This window comes from Thioalkalivibrio sp. HK1 (genome assembly GCA_000583135.1).
GTDB lineage: Bacteria > Pseudomonadota > Gammaproteobacteria > HK1 > HK1 > HK1.
On record JFBG01000076.1, the window covers coordinates 1 to 26,458 of the forward strand.

Annotated in this window: 26 protein-coding genes; 7 read left to right on the forward strand and 19 right to left on the reverse strand. The window is 54.6% G+C overall.

The genetic code is table 11. The features are described 5' to 3' along the window. From BF99_RS23845 to BF99_RS23110, 8 genes are all read right to left on the reverse strand, one after another. Positions 1-184, reverse strand: a 184-nt coding sequence (locus BF99_RS23845; RefSeq protein WP_231471440.1) for a hypothetical protein, incomplete at its 3' end; no start/stop codon positions are given. A gap of 17 nt (positions 185-201) precedes the next feature. Then, positions 202-993 carry an SDR family NAD(P)-dependent oxidoreductase gene (locus tag BF99_RS0117050; protein WP_025772042.1) on the reverse strand — a complete coding sequence of 264 codons (792 nt, stop codon included), beginning with the start codon at positions 991-993 and terminating at the stop codon, positions 202-204. A gap of 225 nt (positions 994-1,218) precedes the next feature. Continuing rightward, complete coding sequence (gene sufU, locus BF99_RS0117060; RefSeq protein WP_025772043.1) at positions 1,219-1,677, reverse strand: Fe-S cluster assembly sulfur transfer protein SufU; 459 nt, start codon at positions 1,675-1,677, stop codon at positions 1,219-1,221. Then, a complete protein-coding gene (locus tag BF99_RS0117065) occupies positions 1,674-2,876 on the reverse strand; it encodes a cysteine desulfurase (RefSeq protein ID WP_038098888.1) in 1,203 nt (400 codons plus the stop codon). The genes sufU and BF99_RS0117065 overlap by 4 nt, the downstream gene beginning before the upstream one ends. A gap of 161 nt (positions 2,877-3,037) precedes the next feature. After that, positions 3,038-4,432 carry a Fe-S cluster assembly protein SufD gene (sufD, locus tag BF99_RS0117070; RefSeq protein WP_025772045.1) on the reverse strand — a complete coding sequence of 465 codons (1,395 nt, stop codon included), beginning with the start codon at positions 4,430-4,432 and terminating at the stop codon, positions 3,038-3,040. After that, on the reverse strand, positions 4,429-5,184 hold the full coding sequence (gene sufC / locus BF99_RS0117075) for a Fe-S cluster assembly ATPase SufC (protein WP_025772046.1): 756 nt from the start codon (positions 5,182-5,184) through the stop codon (positions 4,429-4,431). Before sufC ends, sufD begins: the two co-directional genes overlap by 4 nt. A 115-nt stretch (positions 5,185-5,299) precedes the next feature. After that, the gene (gene sufB, locus BF99_RS0117080; protein WP_025772047.1) at positions 5,300-6,748 is read right to left on the reverse strand and encodes a Fe-S cluster assembly protein SufB; all 1,449 of its coding nucleotides are present in this window, start codon (positions 6,746-6,748) and stop codon (positions 5,300-5,302) included. A 337-nt stretch (positions 6,749-7,085) separates the two neighbouring features. Beyond that, the gene (locus BF99_RS23110; protein ID WP_156013427.1) at positions 7,086-7,238 is read right to left on the reverse strand and encodes a hypothetical protein; all 153 of its coding nucleotides are present in this window, start codon (positions 7,236-7,238) and stop codon (positions 7,086-7,088) included. 295 nt (positions 7,239-7,533) lie between these two features. On the opposite strand from BF99_RS23110, the gene BF99_RS0117095 reads away from it, so the two are divergent. Next, positions 7,534-8,418, forward strand: coding sequence for an HAD family hydrolase (locus tag BF99_RS0117095; protein ID WP_025772049.1), 885 nt, complete (start codon positions 7,534-7,536; stop codon positions 8,416-8,418). A gap of 61 nt (positions 8,419-8,479) precedes the next feature. On the opposite strand, the gene BF99_RS23115 is transcribed toward BF99_RS0117095, so the two are convergent. From BF99_RS23115 to BF99_RS0117115, 4 genes are all read right to left on the reverse strand, one after another. Further along, positions 8,480-8,731: a hypothetical protein gene (locus BF99_RS23115; protein WP_156013429.1), complete on the reverse strand. Its 252-nt coding sequence runs from the start codon at positions 8,729-8,731 to the stop codon at positions 8,480-8,482. A 312-nt stretch (positions 8,732-9,043) separates the two neighbouring features. Continuing rightward, a complete protein-coding gene (locus tag BF99_RS0117105; RefSeq protein WP_025772051.1) occupies positions 9,044-9,295 on the reverse strand; it encodes a hypothetical protein in 252 nt (83 codons plus the stop codon). Between the two features lie 61 nt (positions 9,296-9,356). Further along, entirely contained in the window at positions 9,357-9,605 is a 249-nt protein-coding gene (locus BF99_RS0117110) for a hypothetical protein (RefSeq protein WP_025772052.1), read from the reverse strand. 198 nt (positions 9,606-9,803) lie between these two features. Then, on the reverse strand, positions 9,804-11,198 hold the full coding sequence (locus BF99_RS0117115; protein WP_025772053.1) for a leucyl aminopeptidase family protein: 1,395 nt from the start codon (positions 11,196-11,198) through the stop codon (positions 9,804-9,806). A 296-nt stretch (positions 11,199-11,494) separates the two neighbouring features. Between BF99_RS0117115 and BF99_RS0117120 the strand changes: the two genes are divergently transcribed. Beyond that, positions 11,495-12,049: a cob(I)yrinic acid a,c-diamide adenosyltransferase gene (locus tag BF99_RS0117120; protein WP_025772054.1), complete on the forward strand. Its 555-nt coding sequence runs from the start codon at positions 11,495-11,497 to the stop codon at positions 12,047-12,049. A 265-nt stretch (positions 12,050-12,314) separates the two neighbouring features. On the opposite strand, the gene gluQRS is transcribed toward BF99_RS0117120, so the two are convergent. The 3 genes from gluQRS to BF99_RS23530 are packed head-to-tail and all read right to left on the reverse strand — an operon-like array spanning position 12,315 to position 14,075. Beyond that, positions 12,315-13,325, reverse strand: coding sequence for a tRNA glutamyl-Q(34) synthetase GluQRS (gene gluQRS, locus BF99_RS21380; protein ID WP_081759334.1), 1,011 nt, complete (start codon positions 13,323-13,325; stop codon positions 12,315-12,317). A gap of 46 nt (positions 13,326-13,371) precedes the next feature. Then, positions 13,372-13,881 (reverse strand): hypothetical protein, encoded by a 510-nt coding sequence (locus BF99_RS23120; protein WP_156013431.1) that lies wholly within the window; start codon positions 13,879-13,881, stop codon positions 13,372-13,374. After that, positions 13,878-14,075 (reverse strand): hypothetical protein, encoded by a 198-nt coding sequence (locus tag BF99_RS23530; protein ID WP_197019203.1) that lies wholly within the window; start codon positions 14,073-14,075, stop codon positions 13,878-13,880. Before BF99_RS23530 ends, BF99_RS23120 begins: the two co-directional genes overlap by 4 nt. 40 nt (positions 14,076-14,115) lie before the next feature. On the opposite strand from BF99_RS23530, the gene BF99_RS0117140 reads away from it, so the two are divergent. Beyond that, a complete protein-coding gene (locus BF99_RS0117140) occupies positions 14,116-16,653 on the forward strand; it encodes a UvrD-helicase domain-containing protein (protein WP_197019204.1) in 2,538 nt (845 codons plus the stop codon). Between the two features lie 135 nt (positions 16,654-16,788). On the opposite strand, the gene dksA is transcribed toward BF99_RS0117140, so the two are convergent. From dksA to cysZ, 3 genes are all read right to left on the reverse strand, one after another. After that, positions 16,789-17,232, reverse strand: coding sequence for an RNA polymerase-binding protein DksA (dksA, locus tag BF99_RS0117145; protein WP_025772057.1), 444 nt, complete (start codon positions 17,230-17,232; stop codon positions 16,789-16,791). Between the two features lie 355 nt (positions 17,233-17,587). Further along, entirely contained in the window at positions 17,588-17,770 is a 183-nt protein-coding gene (locus BF99_RS0117155; protein ID WP_025772059.1) for a hypothetical protein, read from the reverse strand. A gap of 12 nt (positions 17,771-17,782) precedes the next feature. Beyond that, positions 17,783-18,583, reverse strand: a complete 801-nt coding sequence (gene cysZ, locus BF99_RS0117160; protein ID WP_025772061.1) for a sulfate transporter CysZ — start codon at positions 18,581-18,583, stop codon at positions 17,783-17,785. A gap of 232 nt (positions 18,584-18,815) precedes the next feature. Here cysZ and BF99_RS0117170 point away from each other — a divergent pair, with 232 nt between their 5' ends. The 4 genes from BF99_RS0117170 to BF99_RS0117185 all read left to right on the forward strand — a co-directional run bounded on the left by BF99_RS0117170 (position 18,816) and on the right by BF99_RS0117185 (position 22,966). Further along, the gene (locus tag BF99_RS0117170) at positions 18,816-21,071 is read left to right on the forward strand and encodes a DEAD/DEAH box helicase (RefSeq protein WP_197019205.1); all 2,256 of its coding nucleotides are present in this window, start codon (positions 18,816-18,818) and stop codon (positions 21,069-21,071) included. Next, positions 21,068-21,769 (forward strand): hypothetical protein, encoded by a 702-nt coding sequence (locus BF99_RS0117175; protein WP_025772064.1) that lies wholly within the window; start codon positions 21,068-21,070, stop codon positions 21,767-21,769. Before BF99_RS0117170 ends, BF99_RS0117175 begins: the two co-directional genes overlap by 4 nt. Position 21,770: 1 nt before the next feature. Beyond that, positions 21,771-22,457: a hypothetical protein gene (locus tag BF99_RS0117180; protein WP_025772066.1), complete on the forward strand. Its 687-nt coding sequence runs from the start codon at positions 21,771-21,773 to the stop codon at positions 22,455-22,457. Between the two features lie 209 nt (positions 22,458-22,666). Further along, positions 22,667-22,966: a nuclear transport factor 2 family protein gene (locus BF99_RS0117185; protein WP_025772067.1), complete on the forward strand. Its 300-nt coding sequence runs from the start codon at positions 22,667-22,669 to the stop codon at positions 22,964-22,966. 190 nt (positions 22,967-23,156) lie between these two features. Here BF99_RS0117185 and BF99_RS0117190 read toward each other — a convergent pair whose 3' ends face one another. Next, the gene (locus BF99_RS0117190) at positions 23,157-26,426 is read right to left on the reverse strand and encodes an Eco57I restriction-modification methylase domain-containing protein (protein WP_025772068.1); all 3,270 of its coding nucleotides are present in this window, start codon (positions 26,424-26,426) and stop codon (positions 23,157-23,159) included. Positions 26,427-26,458 lie beyond the last annotated feature (32 nt).

The following is a 26,458-nucleotide window of genomic DNA, read 5'->3' on the forward strand; positions in this document are numbered from 1 at the left end:
CCGGCTCCAAGCCTTGCGCGGATTCGAGCGAAGGGTGGGCGGGCGGTGCGACAAAAGCCGAAGCGGGCCGGTTCGGCTCGATCTCCGCCTCGGACAGAAATCGCTCCGACTCGCTCGGCGAGTCTTCGCTTTCTTGCGTAAGTATCGTAGGTTTGGACGATACGAATTGATCGGCATGCGTCATGAAGGGGTACCTTGGGTTCAAGAAGGGCTGTTCTTTTCCATGAGCCGTTGCGAGAAGTTCAAAAGGGTTTTTCGCGGCAAGAAGGGCATGATCCAATTCACCATCAATCGTAATCGCGGTTCGTTGATCGCGATCAGTTCGCCTCGTTGCATCGCGCGGTAGCCGAAACGCGCCACCGATTGCGCGGACTTGGCGTTCTTCCAAGCACCGACCCCCTCGAGATTGCCGGCTTCGACGAAGCCCGTATCCACCGGACCGGGACAAAGCGCGGTCACGGTGATTCGATGCTCGGCCACCTCTTGCGCCACGGCTTGGGAAAACGATGTCACGAAGGCTTTGGTGGCGTAATAGACCGCTTGCAAGGGGCCGGGCATGAACGATACGACGGAGGAGACGTTGAGTATGCGACCATGCCGACGGGCGATCATGTCAGGTAGATAGAGGTGGGTGAGGTTGGTCAGGCTGACCATGTTGACTTGCATCATGGCTTGTTCGTCCGCCAGATCGCGTTGGTGGAATCGGCCGTGACCGCCGAAACCGGCATTGTTGATCAGCACGTCGATATGGATGCCCAACTGCTGCGTTTGCTTGAAGATTCGTTGCGCCGCATCGGGGTGCGCCAGATCGCAAGGTAGCACAGTGACGGTGATCCGGTGGTCGGCTTCCAGCCGGGCCTTGATTCGATCGAGTTTGTCTTTGGAGCGTGCGACCAAAACCAAGTCCCCACCGCCGGCGGCATGTATCTTGGCCAGCTCCAAGCCGATACCGCCGGAGGCGCCGGTGATCAATGCGGTGTCTCGGTGTTCCATGATGGACTCCTCTCGCCGCTTCCTTTGCCCGTCTTTTTGCTCGTTCGGGATCTGCGCTTGCCCGAAGCGCTCGGCGTTTTTTTATTGAAGAGGGTTTCGACTCCCGCTATGGCTTTTCTCGGAAGCATCCACGCAAAGAGGATGCCTCCGAGGATGCACCGATCAGGGTGCGCAGGTGGCGATCGGCGATGGCGGTGCCGATAGTTGCCGCCCTCTTGCAAGGGATCATTCGGTGCACACCGTTTCGGAATCGTCGGCGATGGCGGCTCGCATCGTATGCCATGCAAGGGTTGCGCATTTGACGCGCATCGGATATTGCTTGACCCCGGTGAGCACCGTGAGTTTTCCCAAAAAATCATCGGGACCGCCGACCTGTCGCTCCTCGGTCAGCAGCGAATGGACCTGCCCGAAGAGCCGTTCGACCTCATCGGTATGAAGGCCTTTGAGGGCCTCGGTCATCAAAGATGCCGAAGCGGTGGAAATCGCGCATCCGGCGCCGTCGAATCCGATATCCTGGATGATGCCGTTTTCGTCCACATGCAGGTGCACGAAGAACTCGTCGCCGCAGACGGGGTTGAAGCCGTGGGCGGAGTGGTTGGTCTTCTCCGGACGGCGAGGGTAGTTCCGCGGATTGCGGTTATGGTCGAGGATCACCTCCTCGTAGAGTTCGCGCAGGTCGCTCATAGACGGAAGATCTCCTTCGTCTTTTGGAGGCTGGTTACCAAGGCATCGATATCCTTTCGATCGTTATAAAGCGCCAGCGATGCCCGGGAGGTGGCCGGAACCCGATAACGCTTCATCAAGGGCATCGCGCAGTGGTGTCCGGCACGGATGGCGACTCCGTGCTGATCGGCGATGGTGCCGATATCGTGCGGATGCACCCCGTCCATCACGAAGGAGAGGATCCCCGCTTTGTGGCGAGCGGTGCCGATGATGCGAATATTCGAAAGCCCATCCAAGGCCTCGGTCGCATAGGCGAGGAGGTCTTTTTCGTGGGCGACGACGGCATCCATATCGATCGAGGCCATGAATTCGATCGCCGCCCCGAGCCCGATGATTCCGGCGATATTCGGGGTACCGGCCTCGAAGCGATAGGGCAGTTCGTTCCAAGTCGATTCCTCGAAGGAGACGGTTCGTATCATGTCTCCTCCGCCTTGCCAAGGCTCCATCTCCTCCAGCAGGCATTTGCGCCCGAAAAGGACTCCGATCCCGGTCGGACCGTAGACCTTGTGGCCGGAGAAGGCGTAGAAGTCGCAATTCAGGTCTTGGACGTCGATCGCACCGTGGGCCACCGCTTGAGCCCCGTCCAGCACCGTGATGGCACCTTGGGCGCGGGCCATCTCGATGATATCGGCCACCGGATTGACGGTACCCAAAGCGTTGGAGACGTGGGTGAGGGCGACCACGCGGGTGCGAGGACCGAGCATCCCCTTCAAAGCCTCCAGATCGAGTTCCCCGCTGTCGTGGATCGGCGCCACCCGCAGTTTCGCCCCCGTTTGTCGGCAGACCAGCTGCCAAGGGACGATATTCGAATGATGCTCCAAGGTGGTGATCAGAATCTCGTCATCCGCTTGTAGCCGGGGGCGGGCGTAGCTCTGGGCAACGAGATTCAAAGCCTCGGTGGTGCCGCGAACGAAGATGATTTCTCGTTGATCCGAGGCGTTGATGAAGGATCGGATCGTCTCCCGGGCCTTGTCGCAATCGCGCGTGGCCCGTTCGCTCAGCGAGTGCAGGCCGCGGTGGATATTGGCGTTGTCCGATTCGTAATAGCGGCGAAGGGTATCGATCACCCGCTGCGGTTTTTGGGTGGTGGCACCGTTATCGAGGTAGGAGAGCGGGTGGCCATTGACTTGCTGGGAGAGGATCGGGAATTCGGCGCGCATCGCCTCGACATCGAACGAGCCCTTCGACGATCGCCGCTCCGGATGCTTGTCGGGCGATGCTGCGCTTTCCTTCGCCGCCGGGAAGGATACGCTCGGAGCGGTGGCGACCTCGGCGGATAGGGCGGTGGGGGGGAATCGGCGAGTGCCGCTTTCGATTTCGATCATGTGAAGGCCTCCGATAATTCTCCGTCAAGCCCCATCCCCGGCAGATGCGCAAGCGTCGCTTTTCCGATCATCCGGCGAAGATCGGGATCCTCGATGCGCTCGACGATGTCGCGGATGAAGCCCAAGGTCAGCATGGCGCGAGCGCTTTCGAGATCGATGCCGCGGCTGCGCAGGTAAAAAAGCGCCTGATCGTCCAGTTGGCCGACCGTCGCACCGTGCGAGCATTTCACGTCGTCGGCATGGATTTCGAGCTGGGGTTTGGTGTCGATCTCGGCATCGCGCGATAAAAGAAGGTTGCGATTGGTCTGGTGGGCCTCGCTCTTTTGCGCATCGGGGTGAACATGGGCGCGGGCGTTGAACACCCCGCGTCCGCGACCGGCCGCGATCCCCTTGCAGTACACATCGCTCTTGCAGTGCGCAAATGTATGTTCGATATTGGCGCGAAAATCCGTATGCCGCCGTCCGTCCGCAAGATACAGCCCGTCGAGGGAGCAACGAGCCTCTTCTCCTTGGAGTTCGATATCGATATCGTGGCGGCAAAGCCGCGCACCGAGCGAGAGCACCGATGAGCGGAATTCGGCGCGGGCTTCGATGCGGGCGCGCAGCGTCGCCAGATGCCAGGATTTGCTGCCGGATCGCTGCATCTTGATATACCTGAGCGCTGCATCCTCGGCGAGGTCGATCTCGGTGACCGCATTTTCGAGATAGTCGGCATCGGCGGGGCCGGAAAAATGCTCGATCACCGTCATGCGGGCGCCGGCGCCGGCGGCGATCAGGATGCGAGGGAAAAGCGCTTTTTCGCCGCTCCCGACTCGAAAGATCAGGTGCAAAGGGCGCTCCAAGACCGTCCCCGGCGGTGCGAAGATCACCGCTCCGCTATCCATCAGCGCGGTATTCAGGGCGCAAAAGGCATCGTTTCGGGCCGGGGCGATGCGGGTCAACTTGGATTCGAGCGCAAAACCGGGTGCCAGGGTCAGTCCAACGCTTTCGACGTCGATGGCTTCGGCAAGTCCTTTGACGAACAGACCTTGAGGCAGCCCATCGAGGTTCGAAAGGGCGGGGTTGACAATCCCGTCGTCGATGACCAAGCGCAAGGCTTGGCGGTCGCCTTCGGTCCAAAGATCGCCCGAAAGCGGGGTCCTCGACGGCAAGGGCACTTTGCGATTCAAATCGAAGGATCGTTTCTCGATCGGTGCGACATTGGTGTATTTCCAGCGCTCGTTGCGTTGCGTGGGAAAACCGGTGCGCGAGAAGAAATCGATGGCTTCTCGCCGCGCATCGTGCAGCCACTTCAAGCCCCGACCGGGCAGTTCGTCTTCTCGTTCGGCGAAGGCTTCGATATAGGCCTTCGCCCCCGCCGAGAGGGTATCGGTAGGAGTCGGTGCGCTCATGAGCCGGCCTCGGTGCGTACCAATCCCTCGTATCCCTTGGCTTCGAGTTCGTGGGCGAGTTCGATGCCGCCGGAGCGAAAGATGTGTCCCTCGCTGAGAATATGCACGCGATCCGGGGCGATATGATCCAGCAGGCGCTGGTAGTGGGTGACGACGATGGCCGAGAATTCCGGCCCTCTCAGGGCGTTGACTCCTTTGGCTACGTCTTTTAGGGCATCGATATCGAGACCGGAGTCGGTTTCGTCGAGGATCGCGACCTTGGGTTCCATCAGTGCCAGCTGAAAAATCTCGTTGCGCTTTTTCTCGCCCCCGGAGAAGCCGACATTGACCCCGCGCTTCAACAAGGATTCGTCGAGATGGAGGATCTCCAGTTTCTCGCGCACCAAGCCGAGAAAATCGATCGCATCCAGTTCCGGTTGCCCTTGATGACGGCGCAGGGCGTTGACCGCGGCTTTGAGGAAGTAGGTGTTATTGACCCCGGGGATTTCCACCGGATACTGGAATGCCAAAAACACTCCCCGGTAGGCCCGCTCTTCCGGAGCGAGATCGAGCAGCGATTCTCCCTCGAGCAGAACCTCGCCTTTGGTGACCTCGTAGCCCTCTCGTCCGGCAAGGATATGGGCCAAAGTGCTTTTGCCCGATCCGTTCGGGCCCATGATCGCGTGCACCTCGCCCGGCGGTACGTGCAGGTTAAGGCCTTTGAGAATTTCCTTGTCGTCGACGTTGGCGCGAAGATCGGTGATTTTGAGCATGACTCGAAGATGTCCTCGAAGGCGATATTTTGAAAGATGGCTGAGGGTGATGATGATGGGTGCGCGGCGATTGTTTCGGGAGATGGTTGCGGGCGGTGATTGGCGAAGCCGATGACTAACCGACCGCCCCTTCGAGGCTGACTTCCAGCAATTTCTGGGCCTCGACCGCGAATTCCATCGGCAGTTCGCGAAATACATCCTTGCAAAATCCGTTGACGATCATCGATACCGCATCCTCTTCCCCGATACCGCGTTGACGGCAGTAGAAGAGTTGGTCGTCGCTGATTTTCGATGTCGTGGCCTCGTGCTCGACCTTCGCGCTCGGATTTTTCACTTCCATGTAGGGGAAGGTATGGGCGCCGCAGCGATCTCCCATCAACAGGGAATCGCATTGGGTGTAGTTGCGGGCGTTCTCCGCTCCCTTGCCGATCTGCACCAATCCTCGGTAGGCATTTTGTCCGCGCCCCGCCGAGATGCCTTTGGAGATGATGGTGCTGCGGGTGTTGCGTCCGAGGTGGATCATCTTGGTGCCGGTATCGGCTTGTTGGCGGAGATTGCTCAGCGCCACGGAATAAAAAGCGCCCACCGCATCGTCGCCGCGCAGCACGCAGCTCGGATATTTCCAAGTGATGGCCGAGCCGGTTTCCACTTGGGTCCATGAAATCTTCGAGCGATCCCCTCGGCAATCGCCGCGCTTGGTAACGAAGTTATAGATGCCGCCGACGCCGTTTTCATCCCCGGGATACCAGTTCTGCACGGTGGAGTACTTGATTTCGGCATCGGCCAGCGCAACGAGCTCGACCACCGCGGCGTGGAGCTGGTTTTCATCCCGCGCCGGAGCGGTGCAGCCCTCGAGGTAACTGACATAGCTGCCCTCGTCGGCGATGACCAAGGTGCGCTCGAACTGCCCGGTTTTCGCGGCGTTGATGCGGAAGTAGGTGGAAAGCTCCATCGGGCAGCGCACGCCCTTGGGGATGTAGCAAAAGGATCCGTCGCTGAAAACCGCGGAGTTGAGGGTGGCGAAGAAGTTGTCGGTGTAGGGGACGACGGTGCCGAGGTATTGCTCGATCAGGTGCGGGTGTTCGCGGACCGCCTCGGAGAAGGAGCAAAAGATGATCCCTTGCTCGGCGAGTTTGTCCTTGAAGGTGGTGGCGACGGAAACGCTGTCGAAAACCGCATCGACCGCAACCCCGGCCAACGCCGCCCGTTCGGCCAGCGGGATGCCGAGTTTTTCGTAGGTCTCCAAGAGTTTGGGATCGACCTCGTCGAGGCTCTTGGGGCCGTCCTTGTCGGATTTCGGGGCGGAGTAGTAGGAGATCGCGCCGTAGTCGATCGGCGGATGATCGAGATTCGCCCAATTCGGCTCGGACATCGTCAGCCAGTGGCGATAAGCGCGCAGGCGCCATTCGGTGAGGAATTCCGGCTCGCCTTTTTTGCGCGAAATCAGCCGCACGACATCTTCGTCCAGCCCCGGGGGGACGGTATCGGATTCGAGATCGGTTACGAACCCGTGCTGGTATTCGCGTCGTACAAGGGTGTCGACTTCGCCAAGGCTGTTGCTCATGTCTGCTCTCCGGCTTATGGGTTATTTCGCAATGCTTGCAATGTTGGCAACAAAGATCGGCCGATTTCGCTCACCAAGACGATTTGATGCCTCCGGGCGCCCCTTTCAAGTACCCCTTATCGCATCGCTCGCTCGAATCGAATTCCTTGAAGACTTCGACCCTCGTCGGCCGGTTCGGTATTCCTGACCAAATCAGTCGGGTATTGTAGACAAGATCGCCCTCGATCGGTCAAGTGATCGAGATCCTTGTCATCGATATCGAGGTATTTCGGTGTCGGGGTCTGCGCAAGATCGACATCGCCTTCGTCGATCGAAGGGCGTTCGCAGTGTTTGTATTTCAGGCACGAGCGCTATCGGCGGGATTCGTGCGGTGGGCGATGATCGGGGATAACGCGCGGATATCGCTTCGATCTCGCCGAAGACCGAAGACGAAGCCCGAAGACGAAGAAAGGGTGCGAGGCGATTCTTCCATCCCCCTTTCGCGGGGCACGGCAATCGATCCCGAAGATGCCGGTGGCTCGAATCCATCGTCGATGGCCGGGCGTTGCCGTACCCGAAACCGAGGGCGGCATCGCTCGGGATTTCTCGGATCCCTTGGGATCGACGGAATCGAATGTCCCGGCCGAGTGCTGCATACTATGCGCCTTGATAATTCCCGCACGATCTCTCTATCAGACACCTCTTCCGTTCGCAACGATATCGGGCACTCGATCGTCGCCTTCGGATGGAGCGTTCGATTTCCCTTTCCAGCCCTTGCTTTTTCCATTCGAGGATGACGATCCATCGTGAACACGCTCCCCGCTGACGCCGGCGTTTCAAAGCGCCTTCTGGTGACGGATCTGGATGGCACATTGCTCGATTCCGATGCCCGCTTAGGTGATGCGAATCGCAAGGTCTTGGAATCTGCGGATCGAGCCCGGACGGTGCGCATGGTGGCGACGGGACGATCGCTGCACTCCGCTTCCAAGGTCATGGATTCGAAATTCCCGGTGGACTATCTGGCGTTTTCCAGCGGCGCCGGGATCGTTGCATGGCCCTCGGGAGAACTTCTTTTCACCTGCGAGATGGATTCGGATCTGGCGGATCGCCTGATTCAAAGGCTCGTTTCCTTGTCGGTGGATTTCACGGTGCACCATGCCCCGCCCGAGACCCATCGCTGTTATGTGCACCGCGCTTCCCGCTCGATACCCAATGTGGATTTCGAGGACCGTTTGGCGCGCTATGCCGGTTTTTTCGACGATCTATCGCAAGCGACGCCCTCGGTCCGTTCGGATGCCGGGGTCGGTCAGCTCTTGGCGATCGAGCCCCCGGGGATGGGATCGTGTTTGGATACCATCGCGCAAGAGTTTCCCGAGGTGAATGTCGTGCGCACCACCTCGCCCCTCGATCATGCATCGACCTGGGTGGAGATATTTCCCTTGGGCACCTCCAAATCACGCGCCTCGGAGTGGGTGCGGCGGCGCCATGGAATCGACCCCGCCGCCACCTTCGCCATCGGGAACGATTACAACGATCTCGACATGTTGGAATGGGCGAGGCATGCCTTCGTGGTCGAGAACGCCCCCGAATCGATGCGAGAACGCTTCGAGACGGTGGCATCGAACAACGAAGCGGGATTCGCCGAGGCCGTTCGAAGGTGGAAGACGAGGTGTCCGCCGGACTCCGCATAAGCCCTGCACTTTTGGTGACCGCACGCCACGGGCGCATAAAAAAGCCGAGGCTAGTTTTTGGCTAACCTCGGCTTTTTGCATCGTTGTATTGCTCAACCAATTGGTCAATCTGCGCTTTATCCAATGATAGAATTTTGTCCGCAGATCGACAGGCATTGAGATAAGCAGTCGTTACGCAATTGAAAATATTGTCAATCTGTTGCTGATCAATGACAACTTCACCACGAACAAACGCATGGCATACTACATCCATTACTTTGTCATGGATTATTTTGATCTCCTCTTGACTAAGTGAGGATTTTGATTCACGCATTTCATTTCTCCTTTGTTGGTGATTCAGATGTCGGAGCAGGCCACTATCCTCTTGGCTCAGCAGGTTCATTATAAAGAAGCACCTGCACCCTAGGGTCTCCAGTCTTACGGGATTCCTTCCAGAGCACAGGTTCTATATACCCACCATCCTTGAATTCTATGACTTGCAGATAGAGAGTTTCATCATTTTCAGGGAGTTCTGCAGTATCTATCCTATCCCACCCTTCCATCACGCAATCCGAGAAGTGCGTGTAGGCGAACTGTGCGATTTATCCGACGAAGAGCGCTATTACGAAGACTATGAAGGCTTCTATCAAGATCCCAACGATGCGATCGCTCCAACGACTGCCAAGACAAGAATCCCGTAGACACTCCAAGCAACCCGACGTTCGATTCGGTTCGCTCGGCGTTCTTCGCGATTCTCTTGGCGTTCCTCAACCGCACGGGCTTCGGCGATTCCCGCAAGGCGCTCAAGAGCGGCCAACCGCCCGGCTGAGTCCGCTTGCTGCCGATCCTCGATGCGTTTCTCGACACCGTTAGGGTGGATGCTTTCCGAGTTGGACATCTACGCTTCACTCCAGTGTTATCAATGATGCCCCAACTACAATACGTCGATAAAGGCGCTATCAAGACACCAACGATGTGATCGCCCCGACTAACGATGCCATCGCCCCAACCATCGCCATGACAAGAATCGCGTAGACACTCCAAGCAACCCGGCGTTCTTCGCGGTTAGATTGGCGTTCTTCGGCCGCACGGGCTTCGGCGATTTCCACAAGGCGTTCAAGAGCGGCCACCCGCCCGGCTGGGTCCGCTTGCCGATCCTCGATGCGCTTCTTGATGCGGTTGGGGTGGGTGCTTTCCGAGGTGGACATCTACGCTTCACTCCGGTGTTATCAATGATGTTCCAACAACGATGTCGATACCATGCCATATCGACCGCTGCGCAATCAGCTGCGCAATCAAAGGTGCACCGACCAAGGGCACCCCGACACGCGGAAAGGACGGAGCTCGTCGAAGCCCGTTTCCATCCAAGCGCAGCCCCGAGCGCTTCGGGCAACCCGATCCTCGGCTCAACGCTTTTGCCACCCTTCCAAGAACTCGAAGACCGCCCTTAGCGTCATCGCCTCTCCGCCTTCGGGACGCCCGGGGCGGGCGCGACTCATCCACGCCATGATGTCGAAATGCACCCAAGGGATTCCGTCGGGGACGAAGGCTTGTAAAAAGAGGGCGGCGGTGATCGCCCCGCCGGCCCCGCCGCCGGGCGCCTTCGAGGTGGCGTTGGCGATATCCGCGATCCGGCTTCGGATGAGCCTTCGGTAAGGGGCATGTAAGGGCATGCGCCAGACCGGATCGTGCACCTTGCGTCCGGCAGCCTCGATACCGTGCGCGATATCGTCATCGTCGGTGAACATCGCCGGTAATTCGTACCCCAGAGCGATGCGAGCGGCACCGGTGAGGGTGGCGAAGTCGATCATCAGATCGGGCTTTTCCGATGCCCCCTCGTGCAGGGCGTCGCTCAGCACCACCCGGCCTTCGGCATCCGTATTGTCGACCTCGATCGACAGCCCCTTGCGGGTGGCGAGGATATCTCCGGGGCGAAAGGCATTGCCGGAGATCGCATTTTCCACCGCCGGTATCAGCACTCGCAGGCGTAGATCGAGCGAGGACTGCATGATCAACTCGGCAAGGGCGATGGCATGGGCGGCGCCGCCCATATCCTTTTTCATCAACCGCATGCCGGCGGCGTTTTTGATATCGAGTCCGCCGGAATCGAAGCACACTCCCTTGCCCACCAGCACGACGAGGGGGGCGTTTTCATCACCCCAGCGCAGATCGATGAGCAGAGGGGCATGGGCACTGGCCCGTCCGACGGCATGGATGGCCGGATATCCCTTTTCCAGCAACTCGTCTCCGGCGATGATCCGTAGATCCGCCCCATGACGCCGGGCGATCTCGAGGGTCGTATCGGCCAAATCCCTTGGCATCATGTCGCAGGCCGGAGTGTTGATGAGGTCTCGCACTCTGGCCACCGCCTGCGCTTTTTTACGCGCGCGCATTGCGATCTCGGCGGAGCCGGGAAAGAGCGTGGCGGAAGGACTTTCGTTTTTGCGATAACGATCGAAGCGATAGGCGGCAAGGGCCCAGCCCAATGCGCCGGCCTCGATGGCCGAGGTGGTCCATCGGTTATCGAGATGGCAGGGGGTGTCGTCGGGAAGCAGATCGGGAAGATGGGCGAGGCACCATGGATCGTCGTCCGCTTCGATGCCCACCAGCACGCAATCGAGGCGATGATCGCGATCCGGGATCAAGCATCGCTCGCCGGGACGGGCGGAAAATCCGGTGCTCTTGACCCAAGTGGCGGCTTCGATGGGAGCGTTTTCTTGCCAAGCGGGTAGGGTGTCGGTGGTCAAAGGGATCACTGCGATCGAGGGATCGCAAGGGGTATCGAGCAGCAAATCTTTCATGTTCGGGTAGCCTGTGGCGGGTTCGAGTCGTGGGTAGCAAGGTCATGGGTAAGGCGAAGGCTGGAGTATCGTACTCGGGTCTTTGTTTTCCAAGCCTGCGAATCCTTCATTCGGATATTGAAACCCGGAATATCGAACTCCAAGATATCGAGATCTCGAAAATCCGGGGATTCGCCGATGACGGCTTGCGCCGAGAAACGAAAAAACGATGCTTTGCATCATGGAAAGGCCGATCCTATTCGGAATATCGAAGGTTCGGCATCGACATTCAATCCTTGCAAAGGGGGTATCAGCCTGTGGGAAATCGATTGACCCGGATTTATACGCGCACCGGCGATGATGGGACGACCGGCATCGTCGGGGGGGTGCGCATTTCCAAGAGCGCCCCGAGAGTCGAGGCCATGGGGACGGTGGACGAACTCAACTGTTGCCTTGGAATCGTTTTCACCCACCCCTTGCCGGAGGCGATCGGTGAAACCTTGACCGATGTGCAGCATACGCTTTTCGATATCGGCGGAGAGTTGGCGATGCCGGGTACGTCGATGGTCGAACAAGAGCGGGTCGATCGCCTTGAATCCGCACTCGATCTCCTCAATGCCGATCTACCTCCTTTGAAAGAGTTCATATTGCCGGGCGGAGGGGCGAGGGCCTCGGCGGTGCATTTGGCAAGGGCGGTGTGTCGGCGCGCCGAACGCGTTTTGGTCGAATTGACATCGACCGAGGAGATCAATCCGGTCAGTCGTTGCTACGTCAACCGCCTCTCGGATTATCTTTTCGTTGCCGCCAGAGTGCTCGCCCGGGCCGATGAAGGCGAGGTGTATTGGAGGCATGAGAGAGGACCTAAGGGCTGAATCTCGGATCCGGCGGCGAGGCGATGAGATGGGCTCTTGGCATCGCCGCCGGCCGATACTCGATGATGCTCGATATCGAAAACGAACAAAATCACCGGCTGCGTTTTTTCGGAACTTGCTTGCGGCCGAGCGCCGAAGACCGATTCGCGATCAGGGGTAAAAGCGATGGCCGAAGGCATCGGCGACCATCGATCATCAATCTTCTATCCATCGAAAACCGGACTTGGAAACGAAGAGCCCGATCTCTCGATCAGTGCCATGAATATCATTTCGCGGCCACTTCACGATTCCTCGAAAAATCGGCGAAAACCGCTTGCTCTTGCCGCTTCGGGATCCGATTCGGATCCCAATCGATAATGGCTTGGTCGATGATCTCCTCGGGGGGCTCGTCTCGCCTTCCCGATCGCGTGCGTGCCTCGGGCGGCAGGCTTTGGCCCAAAAAACGAAGCGCGGCCCGCAGTATCGATGCCGGCGGATGAGATGCGATCGCCTCGGAGCGATCGCGCTTGCCGAGCTTGTTGCCCACGCGATCAACCGCCAGCGGAAGATGCGCGTAGACAGGCTGCGGCAGACCGAGGGCGCGTTGCAGCACTATCTGCCTCGGCGTCGAACTCAGCAGATCGCATCCGCGCATCACCTCGCCGATCCCCTGCTCGGCATCGTCCACCACCACCGCCAAATGGTAGGCGACGATCCCGTCCGCTCGATGCACCACGAAGTCCCCGGTGCTACGAGCGAGATCCTCGACGAAGCGACCTTGGATCGCATCGATAAACCCGATGCTCTCATCATCGATACGCATCCGAGTCGATCGAGCCGAGCGCCCCGGGGCGATCCCGTTGCGGCAAGTACCGGGATAAATCCCGCCCCCGAGATCCTTTCTAGAGCATGCGCAAGGAAATGTCAGACCCCTTCGAGCGAGAGCGGCCAAAGCCTCCTCGTAAACCTCGATACGCCGACTTTGGTAGATCACCTCCTCATCCCATAGCAGCCCGAGGCGTTCCAGTTGGCGCAAAATCGCATCCGCCGCCCCGGGCACCGAGCGAGGAGTGTCGATATCTTCGATCCTTACAAGCCACTTCCCTGCACCCCGCCGCATACTGAGATAACTACCGAGCGCGGTGATCAACGACCCGAAATGCAAATCCCCGGTAGGCGAGGGCGCAAAACGACCCCGAAGCCCCCGTCTATCATCGACCTCCCCACCCGCAACTCCTCGGTTTCGAGCGGATGCAAGGCCGCTTTGCGAGGAGGGTTTGTCAAAACACTCGGACATCGGCAAAAATATCCCTATCGTTTTTCTCGACCACAACTCGTATTTTTCATTCAATGAAGTGCGCTTTAATCGAATGACCGTGAAATGGGCAATCCAAAACCCGATACTTCCGGATTGCCCGACACCTCGATTCTTTGGCAAAATACAAGGATATCCCAAAAGGTGTTCTTGGAAAGGAGTCTCTGACAGGTTTGAAGAGCGTATCGGTATGCATCGGTCCATCGATTCTCTTGAACGAATCATCCGATATTGATGTGGAGGTATCGAAAATTCCATCTTTTTTCTTGTCGAACAGACCTGCAGGTTCGCTCTTTCTTTGGCGATTTCGTTGGCGGTCTCGATCCAACCATGATCGATAAGCCAAGTGAATGGCTTCAAATGAGAAAAATATTTTCAATGAGAATCGTATTTTCAAAAGGATGAAGTTGAGTTGATCGATATCAAACCAAGGCCGTTGGCGGCGCTTCTTCTCAATCCCTTCGGCAGGCATGCCCGAGGGCTTGGGTATCGTGATTATCGCTTGTCGATACGGGGAAGAAATGCCGGTGTCGTTCATGTGGAAAGACTTGCCAAGGCTCCGGTGGTCGAGGGGTGGGGTTTTTTACGCCGGTTGGTGGTGACATTGAATGATGGTACGACCTTTATTTTGAAGGGTGTTCGCCGGGATGAGGCGGCATCTTTTGCTTGGTCTTTGAAGACCGCTTGGATTGAGTTCAACACCGCAAGGTTCGAAGCGAAAAGGGAGTCCATCGATGAGGTTATAGATATGGTGGATGGGTTTTCGAATCCGATGGCCTATCCGTCGGCATGTTTGGTCGATCCGATTTTGGTGCAGGCGAAGGATTTGAGTTCGAATTTGCTTATCAACCTTCCTTTGGAGATATTGAGCGCCGATATTCAATCCAAGGCTAGAAAGATACAGGGATTCGCCGAAAATGCCACGGCGATGCGGGAGGAGGCGATTGCCCGATACGAGGTAAGGCAAATCCCGAAATGGAAGGATTTTTTCGATGTCTTCGAAAACAATCCCCTTACCCCGGAGCAGCGTCTATCGATTGTCGCCGACGAAGATGCGACATTGGTGCTTGCCGGGGCGGGCTCCGGAAAGACCAGCGTCATCACCGCCAAGGCCGGTTATTTGATCGAATCGGGTATCCGAAAATCGGAAGAAGTTCTATTGCTCGCCTATGCCAAGGATGCAGCCAAGGAGATGTCCGATCGGATCGAAGAAAAATGCGGCAATCCCTTAAAAGCGAAAACATTTCACTCTTTGGCATACGAGATCATCGGTGAGGTCGAAGGCAGCAAGCCCGCCTTGGCGCAGCATGCGACCGATGACAAGGCGTTTTTGGCATTGATCGGGGAGATTCTCCGGGAATTGGTGCGAACGAAACCTGAAGTTTCCCGAGCGATTATCGCTTGGTTTTCTCATGCTCGTTTGGAGGAAAAGAGCGAGTGGGATTTCAAGACGAAGCATGATTACTATCTCTATGTCGAAAAAATGGATCTGCGGACACTGCAAAGCCATAAGGTCAGGAGTTTCGAGGAATTGATGATCGCCAATTGGCTTTATGCAAACGGTATCGAATACAAGTACGAACATGTATATCCACATAAAGAACCCGGGGAGGGATATCGTGATTACTGTCCGGATTTTCTTCTGACCAAAAGCGGGGTCTATATCGAGCATTTCGGGGTTCGTCGCGAAAAAGATAAAGATGGAAATTACCGACTGACGACGGCTTCTTTTGTCGATCGAGAAAAATACCTGAAACAAATGGAATGGAAGCGCGAGGTTCATGCTCGATATCAAACCACGCTGATCGAGACTTTCAGCTATCAAAATCAAGAAGGTCGGTTATTGAAAGTATTGGCCGATAGTGTCATGCAATATGAAACCATCGCACCGAGACCTCCGGAAACGCTTTTCGATCAAGTGGCCAAGTTGAATCAGATCGACAGTTTCGTTCAGTTGGTCGGAACTTTTTTGCGCCACTACAAAGGCGGGGATTATCGAATAGAGGATTGTTTGCAAAGGGCGAGGGTTTTGAATCTGGGAAATCGCGCCCAAGCGTTTCTTGCCATCTTCGAACCCCTTTATGCGGAATATCAAAAGCGCTTGGAGGATCGAATCGATTTCGAGGATATGATCACGAGAGCCGCCGAATATGTCGAAGATGGAAAGTACGCAAGCCCCTTCAAGCATATTTTGGTGGATGAGTTTCAGGATATTTCACGGGGTCGGGGTCGTTTGGTCAAAGCCTTGAAAGCCCAACATCTGGATGCTCGTATTTTTGCCGTGGGCGATGATTGGCAGTCGATCTATCGATTCGCCGGATCGGATATCAATCTCATGCGGAATTTCGCATCGGAATTCGGTGGCACCTTCGATGAAAAAAAGGGGATTCATCGAGAGGTCGATCTCGGTCGAACATTTCGATCCGTGGATCGCATCGCCCATGCCGCCAAGAGATTCATTTTGAAAAATCCGGCGCAGATGAAAAAGACCGTCGAGCCTGCGGGGGTGGCGAAGGCCCCGGCATTGAGGGTGGTTTCGATCTTCCACCGCGATATCGAACAAAAACTCGAACAGGAGATCCGCTTGCTGGCATCGATATCGGATCGGCAAAAAAAGACATCGGTTTTGCTTCTTGGACGTTATCGATATCTCGCTCCGATCGCCCTTTCTCGATTGCAAAGCGAACATTCGCATCTGGATATCACATTCAAAACGATTCATGCATCGAAAGGACTCGAAGCGGATCATGTGATTGTCTTGAACTTATCCAGAGGGCGAGCGGGCTTTCCCTCGGAGATCGTCGACGATCCTCTTTTGGATATGGTATCGCCCGAGGCCGAGCCATTCGAAAACGCGGAGGAGCGTCGGGTGATGTATGTCGCTTTGACCCGAGCGCGTCATACGGTAACCCTTATCGCCTCGGCTTTGATGCAATCGGTTTTTATAAAGGAATTGATCGAAGATCCCGAATATGGTGTCGTCAGCGATATGCAGGAGACGACGAATCATCTTTGCACCGAATGTGGAGGAAGCATGCTGCCTTTTCCGACCAAGGACGGGAGGATATGGTATCGCTGCGAGCATATCTATCTATGCGGATTTTCCATCAACGCATGTTCGAGTTGCCGTCGCACTCTTCCCGTCGAAGACGATAAAACCGGGCTGATGGCATGCATCTGCGGTGCGAGCTACCCGAAATGCCCCGAATGCGAAACCGGATGGCTCGTCGAGCGAGAGGGTCGATATGGTCGTTTTTTAGGATGCGCCGGCTATCCTCGTTGCAAGGGGAAGGCGAGAATCCTTCGATGATCGAATTGGAGGAGAAAATCTCCCGATTTCGTGGAAGGAGCAAGGAGGTGGAGGGCCGATCGAGCGCCGAGATGTCGATAGATGGTTCATATCGTTTCCGGTCGGATCGAAGTTTTGGGTGTCGAGCGGTGTTTTTCAGCCCTTTTGCTTTTCGTGGATCTCGTCGATCACCTTGCAGTCGTAGCACAGTGTGGCGGTCGGACGGGCCTCCAATCGTCGAATTCCGATCTCGATGCCGCAGGTCTCGCAAAAACCGTAATCGCCGTTATTGAGCGAGGTGATGGTTTCGTCGATCTTGCGTATCAGTTTGCGTTCGCGATCCCGGGTCCGCAGCACCAATGCGAATTCCGATTCCTGGGTCGCTCGATCGTTGGGATCGGGGAAGTTCGCCGACTGATCTTGTATATGATTGAGGGTGTGATCCACACCGGTCATCAGCTTTTTCTTCCACCCCGAAAGAATCGCTTGGAAATGCTCCACCTGACGGGGATTCATATATTCCTCCCCTCGCTTTTCTTTGTAGGGCTTGAAATCCGGTCTATCATGATCACCCTCTTTTCTCTTACGCCCTTTGGCCATGCCTTTACCTCCTTGGGGGGGTTATCGGTGATGCCTTCGGCTCGAAGCCGTTATCAAGCATCGGTTATCAAGCATCGAAAGTACGGTGGCAGGAGATCGATCTCTTGGTTCGATCGGATTCGAAGGTCGATAATGGCCCGATGGATTCGCCGGCTTTTTTTCGCGCAAGGTCGCCTCTTGAGGGTGCGAAATCCTCATCGTGGACCGGTCGACCGGTCAGCATGGGCCGGTTGGCAGGCTCGGCCCCGGGGCTTGTCATCTCCGACATCTTGGTCAATTTTCCTGTATTCGCCGTCGATTGCAATTCTTTTTCGATCCCCACCGAGATCGAAAAGGCCGAATCTTCTTTTTTCCATCAAGCCTTGGGTCGCTCGGTATTCCGTGCCGGATGGTGGATTTCGAGATCCTTCGGTCTCATGCGCCAGTCGGTGATTATCCCCTCGTTCGCCCGATGGTCGCCGAAAATTTGCCCGAGATTTTCATCGACCATGCGAATACCGAGCAGCCGACGGGTGACCGATCGTTCATCGATCGTCACTTCGATCGTCGCTTAAGCCTCGTCTTCGAACTGCTCGACCCACATCAAGGTCGCTCCCGCCACCGCGCAGGGGATCACCAGAAAATTGACCAAGGGCACGGCCAGAGCGAGCATCACCGCCCACCCGAAGCCCATCGACAGTAGCCATTTTCCTTTCAGCAGTCGGCGCTGTTCGGGAAATTCAAGATCATGGTTCGCCATCGGATAATCCATGTAGGCAATGGCCATCATCCATGCTCCTAGCAGTAGCCATAGCAGCGGGGCGAGCAGGTTGAGTCCGGGGATCAAGAACAATAGCAGCAGGGGGATGCAGCGCAGAGCGATGTACGAGAATTTGCGCAATTCCGAGGCGATGGCGGCTCCGATGCCGGTGAATATCCCGCGCGCGCTACCCGTCTTGGCGTTGGATTTTTCCCCTCGTTCGAGGATTCGTTCTTCGATGGCATTGGCCAACAGCCCATTGAAGGGAGCCGCGATCAGGTTGGCAACGAGGTTGAATACGAAGAATCCGGCAACGAGCACCCCGGCCACGAAGGCCGGAATCAAGATCCAGCGCACGAATTCAAGCCACTCCCATTCGGGCAGCGCTTGATCGACGGTGCGATCGAGCCAGTCCGCTCCGAAATAGACGGCCGTGGAGAATACCCCGATGTTGATGAGCAAAGGCAGTAAGATATAACGTCGAATCCCGGGACGCAAGGCAAGGGGAATTCCGCGCAGGAAGTAGATCGCACCGCTGAGCGGATTGTTCCGCTTCGGGTGATTGCGCAGGCGATATTGCGTCCGCAGCGGATATCCGGAATCCGAATTCATGGGTGAAGCACTTCCAAGCGGCTATTCTGATGCGATGACAATATCGATGGCAACATGGTGACAGGGCGAGGATTGTAACCTTTCGCCGATAGCATTATCCTCGTCCGCCGGATGAGGGCGGATATCGAATCCCTCGGGATCGCCCTCGCCAACCCCGTAGCGAAGACACCCGGCACATCGCCGGCTTTGTCGGATCAAGATGCGCGATGCCATCGTCGGATGCCATCGTCAAATGAATATGACAACACATCAAGATCGACCGGAAGTTCCCTTTCATTCCCAAGAGCGGCTATTGCTGCATCAGTTGCGCTTGCTGGAATGGATGTCCAAGGAGGATGCCAAGCGGATCGTCGACGACGGCGATGAGGGCGGGGAGAAATCGCCCCGGTCCATTGCCTTGCCCGATCGGTGGGAGTTGACGAGGGGCATCGAGCCCTACGAATGGCAGCGTCTTTGCATCGATCGCTGGTTCGAAAACGGCGGTAGGGGGACGGTCAAGGTCGTCACCGGCGGTGGCAAGACCTTTCTTGCCTTGGCGATAGCCGAGCGAGTGCAAAACACCCAAGACAGCGAATTGCGGCTTGCCATCGTCGTCCCCACCATCGTGTTGATGCATCAATGGTATGACGCGCTGCTCGAGCACGGCAACATCCCGCAAGGGGCGATTGGCCGTTTGGGTGATAACCATAAAGACGATTTCGAAAACGGCCGGCGGATCCTCATCGCGGTGCTCGCCTCCGCCCGAACGCAACTCTCCCGGGTCGTCGAAAAATCGCGGGTGGGAGATCGTCTGATGCTGGTCGTGGACGAATGTCATCGTACCGGCGCGCATGAGAACTCGCGGGTTTTCGAGACCCCCCGAAGATGGTCGCTCGGATTGTCCGCAACGCCGGAGCGAGAGGGTGACGATGCCGATTACGATCGATCCCCCGTCGGTCGGGCGCTCGGTCGGATCATCTATGAATTCAATCTTGCGGATGCTCTGCGAGAGGGGCTGGTGCCCAAATTCACGATCAATCACTACGGCTTGCCGATGAATCCGGCGGAGCGGATGAAATACGAGGCGCTATCGCGTTCGATCACGGATTCAAGGCAGCATCTGATGAGTTATCGAGATTCCCGCCCGTCCGGCGGTGATCTCTTTTCTTGGGCTCGGAGCTTGGCCGCTCGCAACAAAGGCGAAGTCGGGGCCATTGCGATGCGATTCGTCTCCGACTCGACGAGGCGTCGCAAGTTGTTGAGCCGCTTGGACTCTCGCGGCGATGCGGTTCAAAGGTTGATCGAGGACGAGTTCCAAGTCAACGAAAACGCTCGGGTGATCCTCTTTCACGAGAGCATCGAAGAAGTCATGCGTCTATACCTTCGGCTTCATGGTCTTGGACTACCGGTCATCGCCGAACACAGCGAATTGCCGAGCTCGATCCGAGAAGCGGGGCTCGACCTTTTTCGTCGTGGTGCCGCTCGAATCATCGTATCCGCGCGTTCGCTGATCGAGGGTTTCAACGTGCCGGCGGTCGATGTCGGAATCATCGTCGCATCCTCCGCCTCGGTCAGGCAGCGTATCCAGAGTTTGGGCCGAGTCCTTCGGCGCCACCGAGGAAAGGACGGGGAGGAAAAGACATCGTGCATTCACGTGCTCTATGCAAGCAATAGCAGCGACGAAGCGATATACGGAAAAATCAGTTGGGAGGAAACGACCGGAGTCGAGCAGAATCGCTATTGGATGTGGGATATTCCGGATGCCCCGGTGGAGCGAAGCGGTCCGCCCAAAACCCCGCTCCCGACCGAAACGCAAATGCCGCTCGATCTGCTGGCTCCGGGAGCTGTTTATTCCGGTCAATATGAAGGTACGGAGCATAGCTGCGATGCGCAACGCAACGTGCGCAATGGCGAAGGTCGATATGCGCTGGATACGAGAGCCCTTGCCGAGGCGGTTATCGAAGCCAAGGGTGGTCCCGGCAAATTCAAAATCACCCCGAAGCAAGGATATGTGTTGGTACGGGTCCCCATCGAGGATCGGTGGGAGACGAGATTCGTGATGCGGATGGAAAAGCCCTTGGAGTATGCGTCTTCTTCGTCCGGTCCCGATTCAAGCCGCCCCGATATCTCCCCGGATGAGTGGGCCAAGGGTGCAAATCCCGGGGATTCCTATCCTTTCGGGGATTTACCGGTAGCGGAAAGCGGTCTGCGCTTCAAGCGCAAGTCCGGCGGGATCATCTCCAAGAAAGTCAAAAGGGGGGAGATGTACGCCCGCGGATCCCGTCGCGCATCCGACCGAGAAAAAGGAGTCGATGCGGATTCTCTGGTGGCATCGATTCAATCCTTGCAAAATCATAATCGTATGGTAAGTTCGATAGAAATCAACGGTGCGAATCATGCGGTCTTTCGAGAGGGTGGCCAATTTTTCTTCCTCTACGCTTTGAAACGGGGATTGGAGTTTCCCGATGACGATCATGAAAAATCGGATCCTGAAACAAGCGAACCATGAACGCCCAGCCTGAGTTCGAACCCTGCGAACCATCGAGATGGTTCGGCCGCTATGCGCGAATACCGGGGGATAGCTCGGTTTTCCATCTAAAAAATGTCAATGGCCGAATGTGGCCCACGATCCTTTGGCAAAGGGAAGCCGGGACGGGAACCTGCCCCGCCTTCGATGGCGAGGCGACTCGCGGTATCGCCGATGCGGTCATGGATGCCAAGATCAAGGCCGGTGGCAGTGGCGGGGGCTCGTTTATCATCAATGAATACGGACAAGTGCTCGTTCCTGCAAGCGACGGCTCGGGCCGCCGCTACATCGTCGGTGAATTGAAAGGACGATGGCTATTCGAAAATCCTTTCGACGAAAACGAACCGATCGATTTGGGTGATAGCGAAGGACTCGGAATCGGCGATCCGTGGGAACGGCCTTATGTCGGCTTTCCTTTCAATTTGAGCGCTCGCGACAAGGTATATTTCAATCAGGAAGACGAAGAGGGTCGTCGTTCCATCTATCCGGATCTGCAAGACTTCACCCTTATGCTGGCCCTTCGGTCGGCCAGATCGAGCGGTGGTCCGATTCGCTTCATCGTGAACCCCTTCGGTGTCGTATTGACCAAGCGCAAAGTGCAAGATCCTCCCGAAGAGCGATGGCAGCCGGTCTATGTTGGAAAAGTCATCTACGGACAATGGTTCGATAAGGAGAATTGACATGTCCGATTTTCCGATATTTCGTGGAAACTGCCCGACAAATGTCAGCAAGGATGCCAAATATACGGTGCGATCGCATGAGGAAGGATCGTCGATTGTCGGATTGACATATAACTACAAAGAGGGCGTGCGATGGCATCCGACAACGAAAGAGCATCCCGAGTTGGTAGAAATGGTGAACAAAGTCAAATTATCATGCGGCAACCCACCAAATGGATCTTTCTACATCAATGAATATAAGCAAGTGATCGTTCCTGCGGTTGGATCCAAGAATTATTATTTTGCCGGTATATATGAAGGAGAGCTACAATTTGAATTCGAAGAAAAAATATTGAGCGGTAAACCCATCGATTGGTCAGGCAATCCAATCAAACCCGGTGATAAGTGGGTGGGACCGCATCCTGGAATTCCTTATAAATTGGCGGCGGGTGGTAAGGATATTCATTATGAATCAACCCCGCGCCCGAATGTGAAGAAAAAAATAATGCTGAGCAAAGAGCGTAGTCCGCAAATCGCAACCGAAATGGCCGGTAAGATAAGCAAGTACAAAGGTCATAGTGGTGGGCGATTCTATGTCAATGAATTCCGATCTATCTTCGCCCCGATCAAGAAATATGACAGTTGGGATTTTATCTACATCGGCGAACTGGATATGGATAAATGGTTTCCTGCACCGGAGATCAAATAGAGATTGCCCGGATAATGAGTCTCGCTTCCGAGCCTTTCCGGCGAATATGCTCGAGGATAGAATCAGTATTGCGCCATGATACGCAAATCCGAGCCCGTTTTTCGTGATCGCCGGTCAGATTCCAAGAATATACTCCCGTGAATAAATGTGGCGAATCAGATTGACGGCTCGCCATGAACCCGATCCGTATAACGAACGTGGGACCGCTCATGAAATACCTCATCGCCGTGGTTTTTCTTGTCGCAACAACGGTCGTTGCCGAGGACGATCTGCCGATCGCAATCGCCTGCTACTCAGAAAGCACCAATGCCAAGGACATCGACGCCTACATGGCCTGTTTCAAGGAGGATGCCGAAATGATCGATGTCTCGCGCACCTTCAACGGCCATGATGCAATCCGCGCTTGGGCGATCCGCGAGGTGATCGGCAGCGGCCAGACCTTCCGCCATCGAAAGATCATCGAAGCATCGGAAGGCTATGCCAAAACCGAAGTCAATTGGCTCAGCTGAGTCGTGCATTATTCATACTGGTGGGACGAAGAGGGCAAGATCACGCGCATGTCCTTGCAGTATGCCGATTGAGTCGCCAAGCATGAAGCGTGTGGTTGCGGCCGAATGAGGGTCTATCGCGGAAGTGATTCTATGTGGGGGATTGCGTCTTGCTCGATTTTCTCTTTCAATGCGGTGGCTGACACCGCTTTCACTTCTGGTGAAATAATTTTCCCATCCTGTATTTGATATCGAAGTTGATAATATAATCCAGTTCTTCTTCCGTAAAGCCGTAGTGCTCCGCTAAAATACGGTCGATTCGGTCGATGATTGATTTTGCATGAGAGGGATGGAATTCATCGTATTCGACTCTTCCGGTAGTGCGAGGATATTCAGCGCTTTTGGTGGTTTTGAATTTCTTGAAATTCGCCATAAGATCGTCATGAATTGAAATGAGTTTCGGAGTTCGACTCTTTTTCGATAGCACATTCAAATCGACGGGAAAATTGACAATATCTCTCATGTTGAGATGACGACAATCAGAGACGACGATGTACCACCAATAGAATAGGCTACTGTTGAGAATCAAACAGACAGCGATGGATTTTTCGCGAGTATCAAATGCAATCGGCTTGATTCCGCTTGACATTTTTTCGCCATCTCGTTCATTCCAGAAATAAGAGACGAAATCAATGGCATGAATCCAATATGTCGCGGCATTATGAAAGTAGCATTGATTGCCTCCAAAGGAATGATCTCCCACTCTACCCTTGATATTCATTATTTTATGATAAATCGATGCTTCCAGATCATTTCCGATTTTAGGAACGGTGCCGAAGTAACCCGTTAGGTGGTCGTTTCGATGCAGATTGACCGATTGAAAAAGCGAATTTCGACACTCTTGATACCAACGATTGTATTTCGTCGAAAATGTCTTTTTATCTTTGGATCCTTTCTTTGTCAGGAAAATGGAAACCCGAATATGCGTCAAATCCTTGAAGAGCTTGCTTGGAGCATCGTCAAAGGTCAAATAATGAGTATGATATTTGCTCAGTATATCTCTGGCAGCCATCATTCTATCGGTGCATACCAGAGGAAGCTGAACGATCATCCCCATGTAGTCACTCGATATATGATCGGCACGCTCGATAAACATAGCATATAGATTGTCGCATGGCTGGGTATCGTATCCCGGTATATCATATTCTTTCGAGGCTACCGAGTATTTTATATAGGGAGGATTTCCGATAACGACATCGAATCCGCCGGATTGCTCGATGATGGAATAGAATTCAGTGATCCAATGAAAGGGATTATGCGAAGAGATCCAGTTGTCGATATCATCTTCGCCGATCCCGTATGAGTCACTCAAGTGATTATTCATTTCACGATTCAATTCCGATAACTTCGTTTCGAGATTCTTTTTCTCCGGCCGGTAAAAACCATCCTCTTGTGATTGCGACTTCCTGAACAGGTCGCTCGCTTCTTTGATTTCATCGAACTTTTTTTCGATGGCTCGATGGTATCCATGGAAATCGAATTCTCCACCAGTTATTTGTTTGAACCGATCCATGTCGGCAAATCCGACGAGAGAGTTTCCGGAGCGAATGTTGTAATCGATATCCGGTAATGGTTCCAATCCGTAGTTTTCGTGCTTGGGATCGTAATTCGCTTCGGCAGCAAGCTTCAGGAATAATCGTAGTTTGGCGATCTCCGCCGCTTCCCTCATCAGATCGACACCGTAGAGGTTGTTTAGAATGATTTCTCGATAAATCCAATAGCGGGGATTGGGATGGCGATCGATATCCTCCAATATGGATCTGAAATATGAATATCGAGTCTCCTTCGTCCCCGGATTCTTTTTTCTTTGTTGATTCAAATCATCGTTTTCAACGAAACCTCTCATTCGATCGATACAGCGTTCGTAGAGAGGCTCGAGGATATTGAGGGCGGCGAAGAGGAAGGCACCCGAGCCGCAGGCGGGATCGAGTATTTTGATACCTTTGTCGCGGTCCTCATCGTCGGTGATCGATCGACCGGAAATAGCCTCGTAGAAGGCTTTGATAAAGTCTTCTTTTTCGTAGGTGTCCAAGATATCCAATACAAGTCTTTCAATATCCAAATTGTACGTCACCAAATCTTCTACTTCATTGATCTCACCATTCTCGATTTTCCTTTTCAACGAAAAATAATATTTTCTCCTTGCAATGGTATCTCTCCAAGTCTCTCGGGGGAGTCCGAATCGATCCGGGGTCCAATCGTTCCAGAATTCTCGTCGGGCGATGACATCCGATTTTTCGATATCAAGCCCTTTTTCTATGTGATCGGGGATGTCCTTATCTGGAATATCGCATCCCTTTTGAATCGAGGGATAGATATAGTTATTCGGATTCTCCCGAAGCAGCTTCCAAATACCATTGTCGGGATAAAACGCCGACTTGCAGGATTCTTTGACCTTATCGAGCAAGCAGGGCAATATCGTATTTCGAGAGATATAGTTAGTGATATCCTCTTGTGTGTAATAGGCTCCCATTTTCGAGCGCTCGTTGATATACTTCTCGAATATGTAACCGATGACATCCGGGTTGATATCCTTTCCGGAGGCGGTGATTCGATCATCCAAATGCCAGTTGTATTTATCGAAAAAATCGAATAGTTTTTCGAAAGCCGCATCCGGTATCTCGATATCCTCATTTTCCTTTTCGATTTCATGGATATCGAACAGACCTCCGTTTAGGTATGGGATTCTTCCCAAAGTGTTTTCGAGATGCTTCGAGCGATTTCCCGTAGGAGTTCCCAATCCATCTAAGAACAGTACTCGAAGAAACACTCGGTAGAATTTTTTCTCGAATTCATTTTTGCCGTATTCTTCCTGGGTCCTTCTGAGCCTATTTCTCAGATAGTTTTTATCTCCGTCCAAAAAAGATTTTTTCTGGATGAAATAGATAAACATGAGTCGATTCAACATCAAGGCGGCATACCATTCCCGATTGGTTTCGGTGTGGATTCCTGCGATAAAATCACGGAATTCGGAGAGTTGAGACTTGAACTCTTTATAAAACCGACTGGTGACTTTTTCCGAGTTGACGATGAAAGAATCGCGAACTCTATCCACGACATCGGTCAGGTGGAGTTCGTTTTCCTCGCTAATATCGAAGAAGATACCGTCGATTTTTTCCAGTAGTTTTTGAGGGTCTTCGTCTTCACGCCAAACGACTTCGATTATTCTCCTCGGTCGATTTTGCGGACGAATGGAAAGAATCCAGCACTGTTGATTTTCGGATAGCAATATGAGAAGATTTTCATAATATTGTTTCGATATATCATTGGCCAGCTTTCTTTTTATATCTTTCGTCAGGGGATATTTATTTATTTCGCAAACACATATATAAAATCCATGTTTTTCGGCGATTATATCAATGCTGGGGCTGAATTTATCTACCCCCCCCCCCCCTTTATGCAAGGGATCGGAGGTCTCCAAAGAGACAGGAGCGATGGGAGAGACGGGAATAT